At 34.6% G+C, this 12743-nt stretch carries 8 protein-coding genes and 2 rRNA genes (1 of these 10 cut by a window edge); 6 read left to right on the top strand and 4 right to left on the bottom strand.

Features of this window, described 5'->3' with window-relative positions:
- Positions 1 to 173 precede the first annotated feature (173 nt).
- From tsaD to AC3VJB_RS01785, 6 genes are all read left to right on the top strand, one after another.
- On the top strand, positions 174 to 1202 hold the full coding sequence (tsaD, locus tag AC3VJB_RS01810; RefSeq protein WP_437824169.1) for a tRNA (adenosine(37)-N6)-threonylcarbamoyltransferase complex transferase subunit TsaD: 1029 nt from the start codon (positions 174 to 176) through the stop codon (positions 1200 to 1202).
- A gap of 17 nt (positions 1203 to 1219) precedes the next feature.
- On the top strand, positions 1220 to 3073 hold the full coding sequence (locus AC3VJB_RS01805; RefSeq protein WP_239180375.1) for an LTA synthase family protein: 1854 nt from the start codon (positions 1220 to 1222) through the stop codon (positions 3071 to 3073).
- A 57-nt stretch (positions 3074 to 3130) separates the two neighbouring features.
- On the top strand, positions 3131 to 3796 hold the full coding sequence (locus tag AC3VJB_RS01800; RefSeq protein WP_239180377.1) for a M15 family metallopeptidase: 666 nt from the start codon (positions 3131 to 3133) through the stop codon (positions 3794 to 3796).
- Positions 3797 to 3863: 67 nt separating this feature from the next.
- Positions 3864 to 4538, top strand: coding sequence for a hypothetical protein (locus AC3VJB_RS01795; RefSeq protein WP_253680594.1), 675 nt, complete (start codon positions 3864 to 3866; stop codon positions 4536 to 4538).
- Positions 4539 to 4680: 142 nt separating this feature from the next.
- On the top strand, positions 4681 to 5676 hold the full coding sequence (gene pdhA / locus AC3VJB_RS01790; protein WP_047790615.1) for a pyruvate dehydrogenase (acetyl-transferring) E1 component subunit alpha: 996 nt from the start codon (positions 4681 to 4683) through the stop codon (positions 5674 to 5676).
- A gap of 3 nt (positions 5677 to 5679) precedes the next feature.
- Complete coding sequence (locus tag AC3VJB_RS01785; protein ID WP_497666673.1) at positions 5680 to 7311, top strand: pyruvate dehydrogenase complex dihydrolipoamide acetyltransferase; 1632 nt, start codon at positions 5680 to 5682, stop codon at positions 7309 to 7311.
- Positions 7312 to 7581: 270 nt separating this feature from the next.
- Here the strand turns inward: AC3VJB_RS01785 and AC3VJB_RS01780 are convergent, their stop codons facing one another.
- The 4 genes from AC3VJB_RS01780 to AC3VJB_RS01765 all read right to left on the bottom strand — a co-directional run.
- The gene (locus tag AC3VJB_RS01780) at positions 7582 to 8628 is read right to left on the bottom strand and encodes a nuclear transport factor 2 family protein (protein ID WP_497666672.1); all 1047 of its coding nucleotides are present in this window, start codon (positions 8626 to 8628) and stop codon (positions 7582 to 7584) included.
- Between the two features lie 104 nt (positions 8629 to 8732).
- On the bottom strand, positions 8733 to 9032 hold the full coding sequence (locus tag AC3VJB_RS01775) for a helix-turn-helix domain-containing protein (RefSeq protein WP_497666671.1): 300 nt from the start codon (positions 9030 to 9032) through the stop codon (positions 8733 to 8735).
- Between the two features lie 923 nt (positions 9033 to 9955).
- A 5S ribosomal RNA gene (gene rrf / locus AC3VJB_RS01770) occupies positions 9956 to 10064 on the bottom strand.
- A 100-nt stretch (positions 10065 to 10164) separates the two neighbouring features.
- Positions 10165 to 12743 (bottom strand): 23S ribosomal RNA (locus AC3VJB_RS01765) (it continues 294 nt past the right edge of the window).

Genomic DNA, 12743 nt, shown 5'->3' with positions numbered 1-12743 from the left:
TAGTATTTTACCTATTATGTTTCCTAATCTTTTAATAACTTCCTTTATTTATAATCTTATTTAACAAAAGTAATCAGCAAACAGCAAAAATGCTGCCTTATTTTAAAGAAATGTTTTTTTTAACTAAAATCTAACGTAATATCAATATTTTTGTCCTCTAAATCAGAAAAGATTTGAGTGCAAAAAACATCTATATTTTAGGTATTGAGAGCTCTTGTGATGATACAAGTGCTTCAATAATTTGTAACGGAAAGGTATTAAGTAATATCGTAGCAAACCAAGAAGTACATGCTAAATATGGTGGTGTAGTTCCTGAATTAGCGTCAAGAGCACATCAACAAAACATTGTTCCTGTTGTGCAACAAGCTATTGAACAAGCTGGTATAACTAAAAACGATTTAAATGCAATTGCTTTTACTCGTGGCCCAGGGTTAATGGGCTCATTACTGGTTGGTACTTCTTTTGCTAAGTCTTTAGCCTTAGGGTTAAACATTCCTTTGATAGATGTTAACCATATGCAGGCACATATTTTAGCTCATTTTATTGATGAAGAAGGAAGTAGAATACCTCCTTTTCCTTTCGTTTGTTTAACAATTAGCGGTGGACACACGCAAATTGTAAAAATTACCAATCATTTTGAAATGGAAATTTTAGGTGAAACAATTGACGATGCAGTTGGGGAAGCTTTTGATAAATCTGCTAAAATTTTAGGTTTGCCATATCCAGGTGGACCTTTAATTGATAAATATGCGCAATTAGGAAACCCTAAAGCTTTTAAATTTACCAAGCCTAAAGTTGGTGACTTAGAATTTAGTTTTAGCGGATTAAAAACTGGAATCTTATACTTTATTCAAAAAAACATAAAAGAAAACCCCAATTTCATCAAAGAAAACCTTAATGACATCTGTGCTTCTATTCAATACACTATTATTGAAATTTTGATGGATAAGCTTAAAAATACTATAAAACAAACTGGTATTAAGCACATAGCTATTGCTGGTGGTGTTTCTGCTAACTCAGAAATACGAAAACGTTTAATTTTAGCTGAAAAACATTGGGGATGGACAACATATATTCCAAAGTTTGAGTATACCACTGATAATGCTGCTATGATTGCCATTGCAGGGTATTTAAAATATTTAAACAACGATTATTCAGATATTTCTGTAACAGCTAAAGCTCGTTTAAAAGTTACAGAGTAAACCTTTTTCAAACTAGAATGACTAATTTTAAAAATAGAATCTTATTTAGTTTTACATATTATTTTCTATGGGTAGTATACTTTTTACTTGCCCGTCTTTTATTTTTAATATATTATTTTGATAAAACCTCTGAATTAAGTTTTATCACTACGCTAAAAACATTCGTGTATGGTATTCAATTAGATTTTTCTTTTGCTGCATACTTGGCTGCTATTCCTTTTCTAATTATTTTGCTATCAATATGGATTCCTAGAAGAATTATTGGTTATATTATTAAAGGGTATACTTTCCCTATTCTTTTAGTTATTAACTTGTTTATGTTAACGGATATTTCCTTGTATAAATTCTGGGGAGTTCGTATAGATGTTACTGTCTTAAATTACATTAATACTCCTAAAGCAATGTTGGCTTCTGTAAGTACTTTACAATTAGTTGGCGGACTTTTTGCTTGGGGATTACTTTCGGTAATTACTATTTACTGTTTTAATAAGATATTGAACAAAGTTCTTAAAAAGTTGAATAAGAAGCATTTTTTAGAAGCTCCTATATTTTTATTATTAATTGCTAGCTTAATAATTCCTATACGAGGTGGTTTTGCCAACATTCCTATTAATCAAAGTAACGTATACTTCTCTAAAAATATGTTTGCAAATCATGCTGCGGTAAATTTTATCTGGAACTTTGCTAATACAATTACTCATAAAACCGACGGCAAAAACCCGTATGTTCACTATAAAAAAGATATTGCTAAAAACATCATCAACAAAACTAAAAATCAGCTTTTAACAGCTAATACAGATTCTATCTTAAATACTAAAAAACCAAATGTCATTTTACTTATTTGGGAAAGTCTCTCTGCTAAAGCAGTTGGTGCATTAGGAGGTGAACCTGATGTTACTATAAACCTAAACAAACTAGCTAAAGAAGGTATTTTGTTTACTAATTTCTATGGAAATGGAGACAGGACAGATAAAGGGGTTCCTGCTATTTTAAGTGGCTATTATCCTCAGCCTACAAAAAGCATCATGAAAATTCCATACAAAGCAAGAAAGCTACCTATACTCACCAAAGAGATGAAAAAATTAGGGTACAATACTAGTTTTTATTATGGTGGGGATAGTAATTTTGGAAATATGATTACCTATTTACGTAATGGTCAAATAGATAAAATTGTTGATGGAACTGAATTTGACAAAGAAAACTGGAATTCGAAATGGGGAGCGCATGATCACATCTTTTTAGACCGATTTATGAAAGATTTATCTTCTCCTACCCTTAAAGAACCTTTTTTTGAAGTAGCTTTAACATTAACCAGTCACGAACCTTACGAGTTCCCTGGTGAATATAAATTTGGTAAAAGTTCTGTAGAAAATTTATACAGAAGTGCACAAGCATATACAGACAAAGCTATAGGTAAGTTTATTCACAAAGCTAAAAAACAACCTTGGTGGAATAACACTTTGGTTATTATTTTATCTGACCATGGACATCCATTACCTAAACACAAAGGTTATTTTAACTCCCCTAAAAGATTTCAAATTCCTATGGTTTGGTTAGGTGGTGCTCTCAACAAAACAGGTATTACTGTTAATAATTTTAGCGCTCAAAGTGATTTAGCATATACTTTAACTGACATATTAGGAGGTAATCCAGAAAAATTTCAGTTTGGAAAAAATATTTTTAATAATTCTGAAAATCAATATGCACATTATGTGTTTAATAAAGGATTTGGTACAGTTTCTAAAAACGGAACCTTTGTATACGATTATGTAAGCAAAAAACCTGTAATACAAGAAGGTAATTACCACCCTTTAGATTCTCTCGGAAGAGCTATTAGTCAAAACGCTTATCAAGATTTTTTAGATAAATAAAAGTTAATCTTTCATTAAGAGAGAAACTGTTAAAATCCATTTCATTACTTTTACCCTATGAAATGGATTTTATCGTTATTTTTACTTGCCGCTTTAAGCATTCAGTCTCAAAAATTACCTGAAGGTTTTACATATATAAAAGAAGTGTCTCCTACAATACAAGGGGAATTAAGATATTGTCATGCTAACAACTTTATGGGGGTCCCTGTTAATGGATATGAAGAAAATATTCTTATAGCTACCACCCCTACTGCTAAAGCTTTAAAAAAAGTCCAAGATGAGTTAGCAAATCAAAAATTAGGTTTAAAAATTTATGATGCTTACCGTCCTCAAACAGCAGTAAATCATTTTGTAAAATGGGCTCGAGTAATGAATGATACATTAATGAAACAACAATACTATCCTGAGGTTAATAAACGTCATTTATTTAAAAAGGGATATATTTCTTCAAAATCTGGTCATTCAAGAGGAAGCACTGTAGATTTAACAATTATACGCCTAGAAACAGGCGAAGAGTTAGATATGGGAAGTCCGTATGACTTTTTTGGAGTTTCATCTCATATCACCTATGAAAAACTTACTAAACAACAAAAAAAGAACAGACAACTATTACAAACTGTGATGCGTAAACATGGTTTTAGACCTTACAGTAAAGAATGGTGGCATTTTACCCTAAGAGGAGAACCTTTCCCTAAAACCTTTTTTGATTTTCCTGTAAAATAACTAGTTTTAATCCTTTATTTTAAAATCACTTAAAAATCGGCATTATATTTGCTTAGATTTATTTACAATGATGAAAATAATACCAACACTTGTAATCATTTTTTTATGTAGCGTTACATCCAATGTTCTTGCACAAATGGATGGTTCTGTTAATGGTAAAAAAAAGGGAAATTCTGCTTTTGGTGTTATAACTGCACCTGTTAAAGAAGTAAAAAAACCTAAAGCGTTAGGTTTTGACAATAACAATGGATTTAAAACTGCACATAAAGAACAACAAAAAGAACTTCAAAAAAAACAAGCTCAAAGAGATTTAGAAAATAAAGGAATCTTAACTAAAGCTAAAATTGCAGAAGAACAATACTTAAAATCATTCAAACAAATAAATGGAATGTATCAGTATCCTGTTATTGATCAGGACTTAGGGAGTTTTAGTACTAAATCAAAAAGTGTTAACATTATTTGTAGGGATTATCAATATCCTGACGGAGATAAGGTTACCATCTATATAAATGATGTACCTGTTGTTAGCAACCTTATACTAAGACAACGCTATCAGTCCTTTAATATTCCTCTAGATAAAGGAATCAACACTATAAAAATTGTAGCTTTAAACCAAGGTACCTCTGGTCCAAACACAGCCGCATTTAAAATTTATAACGATGCAGGTATCTTAATTTCATCTAATGAGTGGAATTTAGCTACAGGTGCTAAAGCCACTATAATTGTAGCTAAAGAACAATAATTACACCTTTACACTTCACCAAAAACCTTTCTTCAACTTTTAGTAATAACTTTTTTTAAATTACTAAAAACTACTTATTTTTGTAGCTACGTTTTGTAATAAGTAAAGCAAACAAACATTTAAATAAACAACTAAGTATATAATGAAGAAAATCACCAAAGAAACCTATATCAATTGGTATAGAGACATGCTATTTTGGAGAAAATTCGAAGATAAGCTAGCTGCAGTTTACATTCAACAAAAAGTAAGAGGTTTTTTACACTTATACAACGGTCAAGAGGCTGTTTTAGCCGGTTCATTACACGCAATGGATTTGACTAAAGATAAAATGATTACTGCTTATCGTAATCACGTTCAACCAATTGGTATGGGTGAAGATCCAAAACGTGTTATGGCAGAGTTATATGGTAAAGCTACAGGTACTTCTCATGGTATGGGAGGTTCTATGCACATCTTCTCTAAAGAATACCGTTTCTATGGTGGTCACGGAATTGTAGGAGGACAAATTCCATTAGGTGCTGGTATCGCTTTTGGAGATAAATACAAAGGTAGCGATGCTGTTACTTTATGTTATTTTGGTGATGGAGCTGCACGTCAAGGTTCTTTACATGAAACTTTTAACATGGCTATGAACTGGAAATTACCAGTAGTATTTATTGTAGAAAATAATGGATATGCTATGGGAACTTCTGTCGAAAGAACTGCAAACCATACTGATATATGGAAATTAGGCTTAGGTTATGAAATGCCTTGTGGACCTGTTGATGGAATGAACCCTATCAAAGTAGCTGAAGCTGTAGATGAAGCTATTCAAAGAGCTCGTCGTGGTGATGGTCCTACTTTCTTAGAAATGAAAACATACCGATATAGAGGTCACTCTATGTCAGATGCTCAACATTATCGTACAAAAGACGAAGTTGAAGAGTATAAAAAAATAGATCCTATCACTCAAGTTTTAGATGTCATCAAAGAAAAAGAGTACGCTACAGAAGATGAGATCAAAGCAATTGATAAAGAAGTAAAAGATATGGTTAAGGAATGTGAAAAATTCGCAGAGGATTCTCCATATCCAGAGCTTAATCAATTATATGATATGGTATATGAACAAGAAGATTATCCATTTATAAAATCTAAGTAAACTATGGCTACAATTATAAACATGCCTCGCTTAAGCGATACAATGGAAGAAGGAGTGGTAGCTTCTTGGTTAAAAAAAGTAGGTGATAAAGTTGAAGAAGGTGATATTTTAGCTGAAATCGAAACTGATAAAGCTACAATGGAATTCGAGTCTTTCCATGAAGGAACTTTATTACATATCGGAGTTCAAGAAGGCGAAACAGCTCCTGTTGATAGTTTATTAGCTATTATTGGTGAAGAAGGAGAAGATTTTTCAGCATTATTAAATGGAAACACTTCCGCTTCTGCTGAAACAAAATCAGAAGAACCTAAAACTGAAGAGCCCAAAGCAACATCTACAAATACTGCTATTCCTGAAGGAGTAAAAGTGGTAACCATGCCTCGTTTAAGTGATACAATGACTGAAGGTACCGTTGCTTCTTGGTTAAAAAAAGTAGGTGATAAAGTTGAAGAAGGTGATATTTTAGCTGAAATTGAAACTGATAAAGCTACAATGGAGTTCGAATCTTTCAATGAAGGTACTTTGTTACATATCGGTGTTCAAGAAGGTGAAAGTGCTCCTGTAGATAGTTTATTAGCTATCATTGGTGAAGCTGGTACTGATGTTTCATCATTAGTAGAAGCTCATAAAGCAGGTACTTTAAATAACAACTCTTCTGAAAAACAAGAAGAAGCTCCTAAAGCAATTGAAGAAAATAAAACAGAAACAGTAGTTACTCCAGTAGAAACTGCATCAAATAATAAAGGTGGACGTATTTTTGCTTCCCCTTTAGCTAAGAAAATTGCTAAAGACAAAGGAATTAATTTAGCAGATATTAAAGGTTCTGGAGAAAATGGTCGCATCATCAAAAAAGATGTTGAAAACTATAGTCCAGCTGCTAAAGTTGAAGCTCCTGTAGCTACAAGTACAGCTACAACTCCATCAGCAGTAACTAATTTTACTACTGCAGCAGGTGAATCTGTAGAGGAAGTTAAAAATTCTCAAATGCGTAAAGCTATTGCTAAAGCACTAGCTAATTCTAAATTCTCCGCTCCTCATTTCTACTTAAACATAGAGGTAGATATGGACAATGCTATTGAATCTAGAAAGATTATTAATCAGATGCCAGAAACAAAAGTATCCTTTAATGATATGGTGGTTAAAGCTTCTGCTATGGCATTGAGAAGACATCCTCAAGTTAATACTACTTGGAATGATGATGTAACAATATACAATAAACATATAAATATAGGTGTAGCCGTTGCTGTACCTGAAGGTTTAGTTGTACCTGTTCTTCGTAATACAGATTACATGAATATCAATCAAATAGATATTGAAGTTCGTCAATTAGCGTCAAAAGCTAGAAATAAAAAACTAACTCCTAACGAAATGCAAGGAAGTACGTTTACGGTATCTAACTTAGGAATGTTTGGTATTGAAAGCTTTACTTCAATTATCAATCAACCTAATTCTGCTATTTTATCGGTAGGTGCAATTGTACAAAAACCAGTAGTGAAAAACGGCGAAATAGTGGTTGGAAACACTATGAAGTTAACCTTAGCATGTGACCACAGAACGGTTGACGGTGCTGTTGGAGCTCAGTTTTTACAAACCTTAAAAACTTATTTAGAGAATCCAGTTACAATGTTAGCTTAATATTCAATAAATTATAAATAAAAAACTCACCTTTGGTGAGTTTTTTTTATGAAATCAAATCTACTTTATTTGGAGTTAATAATATTAATTACCTCTCTTACCAATTTAGGTACCGACGCTGGATTTTGACCAGTTACTAACCTTCCACCCACTTCTAGATGTTCATCTGCTACATCTGAAAAAAAGAACTTTCCTCTATGATCTTCAACTGTTTTTCTTATTAAAAAAGAAAAACTTTTAAAATATTCTTTTTCTTTCTTTTCATGATCTTCAGGAAACCCATTTACTCGCTTGTTTTTTTACCACATACTCGCCGTCACTTTTCTTTAGAAAAACAATTCCAGCAGTACCATGACACACTGCACTGATAACACCTTCTTGCTTTTCATAAATATCCATAGCTATTTTTTGTATTTCCTTATTCTTAGGTACATTAAACATAGCACTTCCACCTCCCACATAATAAATTGCTTTATAGCTAGACGAATGAACTTCTGTTGTTTTTTTAGTCGTTTTTAAAGCATACATAAAGTCATTATCATACAAGTATTTTTTCTTATTCTTTTCAGATGTATCCACATATTTTAAAGGAATTGCACCTCCTTTTGGACTAATAATATCTATATTAAACCCAGCTTCCGTAAACATTTTATAAGCCAATACTATTTCATCAAAACTATTTCCTGTTGGTATATTAGTACCTACATAATAATCTGTATTAGAAACCACAAATAAGATTTTATTTCCTGTCTCATAAGAAGCTTCTCTAGTTGCGGTTTTACTTATAATTTTCCAATTATTCGCAAACTTCTTCAGTAAAAAAAGATCTACAAACCTCCATTTACGATTAGGTATTAGGATTTCAACTTTTGTCGTAGCAATATCATTCGTTATATCAACTGAAATGATCTCTCCTATCCTACCATTAAACTCTCCCTTTTTGTTTGATGAAAAAAAATTTGAATATTCTTCAGTAGTAAACTGTTTAAAGCCATCTTTTCTTGTTAAATAAAATGTTACATATTTGTAAAAAGAGTTTTTAAGAGTATTCATTTTATTAAAAGAACTTCCTTCAATATAATTATTAAGCGTCTGTTCAATCAATTCTTTATCAGAATGAGGTAGATTAACATCTGGACGATTTAAACTTTTATAAAACAAACGGTCGTCAGACATAAAACTCTTGCCGTAGTTAATTACTTTCTGTTGTTTACTTCCATAAATACTAGCTAGAAATTTCCCTTTAGTATCTTCTTTTTCTTGTGAAAAACTAAACAGAAAAAAGAAAGACACTACTGCTGTACATATAAATTTCATTTTAAAAGGTTTTTAATTTGAATTCAAACCTCTTAAAACAATCTTCCTTTTTAATGATGTCTTATAATTTAGGCGTCCTAAATTATAATTCTGTACTAAAAACCTTATAAAAACTGCTTTTGATATTGAGCTGGAGTTTGCCCAACAACCTTTTTAAAGGTAGCATAAAAGTTTGATTTTGAAGAAAAACCAGCTTCAAAACCAATATTTTCTAAAGTAATTTTATGATTCTCTTTCAATAGTTTCTTCGCTTCCTCAATTCTGTACTCATTCAAGAATGTTGCAAAGCTTTTTCCAAGGTTATCATTTAGAAATTGCGATAATTTATGAGAAGACACTACTATTTTAACTGAAATATGAGACAGTTTTATAGCTGTATTTTTATACAACTCTTCTTCTTTCATTAAAGCATCTAATTGAAATTTTAAAGAATCAGCTTCTTTACTTTCAATCTTTTTTGCAGAGTATTTTTTCTGGTAAATCTTTAAAAATAGACTCTCTATTTTTCTTTGAAAGGAAAAGTAGTATTAATCCATAAAAAACTATTGAAAAAGTAACAGTTCCTATAAAGTAAAAGTAACCGACTATATAGGCTAAATAAATTAGTAAACTACTTATATAAACAGCTATTAGCCATATTTCAGAAGTGTTACAACTTACATTAGAAAACAGCTTTCTAAAAATATCTTTTAAAATAAATAATGATAATACTATATAAACACCCCAAACAAAATAAATAAACTTAACAAAATATGCGTTCCAAAAAAGAATATTACTTGAGCAAGGCTTTATAACACCAACAATAATTACTACTAGAAATAATAAAAGAAAATGAAGTATCCATTTTAATGGAATCACCTTCTTTTTAAATACAGATGCTTTTAAGTAAAAGTATAGCGAAACACCTATTAAAAAACAAGCTTATAAACCTATTTGTATGAGCAATAAATTTCTTTCTTCTTTGGGGGTAAATATTGTATAAACTGATTTGACTATTCTAATGGTAACAAAGAAAACTAACAATCCGAATATAAAGTTAGTTACTCTCTTTGTTTTATCTAGCAATAAAAAATAAATACTAACTAAAAAACCATTAAAAACCCCTAAAGAACAAATAAAAAATAAACTTCGTTATATAAACTCATTTCGTATTTCTAAAACGTAAATATTAAAAAAACAAATTTCAATGTACAAATCTTATTTAGTATAATTACTTCTTTTATAATTATAAAAATAACGGGCAAAGGATTAAAAACTACGAGATACAGCAATCCTAAAAATAAGATCAAAAAAAACCTCAATCTTTTAAAGATTGAGGCTTGATAAAGAAAGGCAACGACCTACTCTCCCACCTGTGGCAGTACCATCGGCGCTAATGGGCTTAACTTCTCTGTTCGGAATGGTAAGAGGTGAGCCCCATTGCGATAATCACCTTAAATCGTTTCAGTATATTTCAACTGTAAAAGTTAACATATTAGTAAAATCATATCCTAAATTCATCAAAGAGTTTGCTCCCGGCCACTAGGACCGGGATACGTACATAAGCCTATGGGTTATTAGTACTACTCAGCTACATACATTACTGCACTTACACTTATAGCCTATCAACGTGGTGATCTTCCACGACCCTTTAAAGAAATCTCATCTTGTGGTGGGTTTCGCGCTTATATGCTTTCAGCGCTTATCCCTTCCCGACGTAGCTACTCTGCAGTGCCCCTGGCGAGACAACAGATACACTAGAGGTCAGTCCAACTCGGTCCTCTCGTACTAAAGTCAGATCCACTCAAATTTCTAACGCCCACAGCAGATAGAGACCGAACTGTCTCACGACGTTCTGAACCCAGCTCGCGTGCCACTTTAATGGGCGAACAGCCCAACCCTTGGGACCTTCTCCAGCCCCAGGATGTGACGAGCCGACATCGAGGTGCCAAACCCCCCCGTCGATGTGAGCTCTTGGGGGAGATCAGCCTGTTATCCCCGGAGTACCTTTTATCCTTTGAGCGATGGCCCTTCCATGCGGAACCACCGGATCACTATGCTCTACTTTCGTACCTGATCGACCTGTATGTCTCTCAGTCAAGCTCCCTTATGCCATTGCACTCTACGCACGGTTACCAAGCGTGCTGAGGGAACCTTTAGAAGCCTCCGTTACTCTTTTGGAGGCGACCACCCCAGTCAAACTACCCACCACGCACTGTTCTCATTGCTGAGTTAGGCTCTAGATAAGCAAAGGGTGGTATTTCAAGGATGACTCCACAACGCCTAGCGACGCCGCTTCAAAGTCTCCCACCTATCCTACACATTACTTATCCAAAGTCAATACGAAGCTATAGTAAAGGTTCACGGGGTCTTTTCGTCCCGCTGCGGGTAATCGGCATCTTCACCGATACTACAATTTCACCGAGCTCATGGCTGAGACAGTATCCAGATCGTTGCACCATTCGTGCAGGTCGGAACTTACCCGACAAGGAATTTCGCTACCTTAGGACCGTTATAGTTACGGCCGCCGTTTACTGGGGCTTCATTTGATTGCGTCGCCGAAGCTAACAACTCCACTTAACCTTCCAGCACCGGGCAGGTGTCAGGCCTTATACATCATCTTTCAATTTAGCAAAGCCCTGTGTTTTTGATAAACAGTCGCCTGGATCTTTTCACTGCGGCCAACATTGCTGTTGGCGACTCTTCTCCCGAAGTTACGAGTCTATTTTGCCTAGTTCCTTAGCCATGAATCTCTCGAGCACCTTAGAATTCTCATCCCAACTACCTGTGTCGGTTTACGGTACGGGTTCTTATAATCTGAAGCTTAGAGGTTTTTCTTGGAAGTTTTTAGGCACACTATCCACGCATCCGAAGACTTGTGGTACTATCACACTTCAGCTAAACCAGCGGATTTGCCTACCAGTCTAATACCTAAATGTTTCAACGAACTATTCCGTCAGTTCGCGGTGCTTTCAGTACTCCGTCACCCCATCGCAATTATAAGAAGTACAGGAATATTAACCTGTTGTCCATCGACTACTCCCTTCGGATTCGCCTTAGGTCCCGACTAACCCTCAGCTGATTAGCATCGCTGAGGAAACCTTAGTCTTTCGGTGAGGGGGTTTCTCGCCCCCTTTATCGTTACTTATGCCTACATTTTCTTTTCTATACGTTCCAGCATGCCTCACAGCACACCTTCAGCACATATAGAATGCTCCCCTACCACTTTTAAAAGTCCATAGCTTCGGTAATATGTTTATGCCCGATTATTATCCATGCTCGACCGCTCGACTAGTGAGCTGTTACGCACTCTTTAAATGAATGGCTGCTTCCAAGCCAACATCCTAGCTGTCTGGGCAGTCAAACCTCGTTTTTTCAACTTAACATATATTTGGGGACCTTAGCTGATGGTCTGGGTTCTTTCCCTCTCGGACATGGACCTTAGCACCCATGCCCTCACTGCTGAAAAACATTCTATAGCATTCGGAGTTTGTCAGGAATTGGTAGGCGGTGAAGCCCCCGCATCCAATCAGTAGCTCTACCTCTATAAAACTTTTATTCAACGCTGCACCTAAATGCATTTCGGGGAGTACGAGCTATTTCCGAGTTTGATTGGCCTTTCACCCCTACCCACAGGTCATCCAAAGACTTTTCAACGTCAACTGGTTCGGTCCTCCACTGTGTGTTACCACAGCTTCAACCTGCCCATGGGTAGATCACTCGGTTTCGCGTCTACTACTACTAACTATAATCGCCCTATTCAGACTCGCTTTCGCTTCGGCTCCAGACCTTAAATCTTTAACCTTGCTAGCAACAGTAACTCGTAGGCTCATTATGCAAAAGGCACGCCGTCACACAGTAAATGTGCTTCGACCGCTTGTAGGCGTACGGTTTCAGGTTCTCTTTCACTCCCTTACTTAGGGTTCTTTTCACCTTTCCCTCACGGTACTAGTTCACTATCGGTCTTTCAGGAGTATTTAGCCTTACCGGATGGTCCCGGTGGATTCATACAGGATTACACGTGTCCCGCACTACTCAGGGTACTGCTATATCCTCTTCGATTACCTGTACGAGACTATCACTCTCTGCGGTTCGTCTTTCCAAACGATTCCAGTTCTCTTAGATTCTAATGTCGC

The sequence above is a fragment of the Tenacibaculum sp. TB-53 genome, assembly GCF_059716285.2.
This window is presented reverse-complemented; position numbering and strand designations above follow the sequence as displayed.

Coding starts and splice junctions, on each gene's coding strand:
- AC3VJB_RS01800 (WP_239180377.1), top strand. CDS start 3,131: ATGAAATGGATTTTATCGTTATTTTTACTTGCCGCTTTAAGCATTCAG.
- AC3VJB_RS01780 (WP_497666672.1), bottom strand. CDS start 8,628: ATGAAATTTATATGTACAGCAGTAGTGTCTTTCTTTTTTCTGTTTAGT.
- AC3VJB_RS01785 (WP_497666673.1), top strand. CDS start 5,680: ATGGCTACAATTATAAACATGCCTCGCTTAAGCGATACAATGGAAGAA.
- AC3VJB_RS01795 (WP_253680594.1), top strand. CDS start 3,864: ATGATGAAAATAATACCAACACTTGTAATCATTTTTTTATGTAGCGTT.
- AC3VJB_RS01805 (WP_239180375.1), top strand. CDS start 1,220: ATGACTAATTTTAAAAATAGAATCTTATTTAGTTTTACATATTATTTT.
- AC3VJB_RS01775 (WP_497666671.1), bottom strand. CDS start 9,032: ATGAAAGAAGAAGAGTTGTATAAAAATACAGCTATAAAACTGTCTCAT.
- pdhA (WP_047790615.1), top strand. CDS start 4,681: ATGAAGAAAATCACCAAAGAAACCTATATCAATTGGTATAGAGACATG.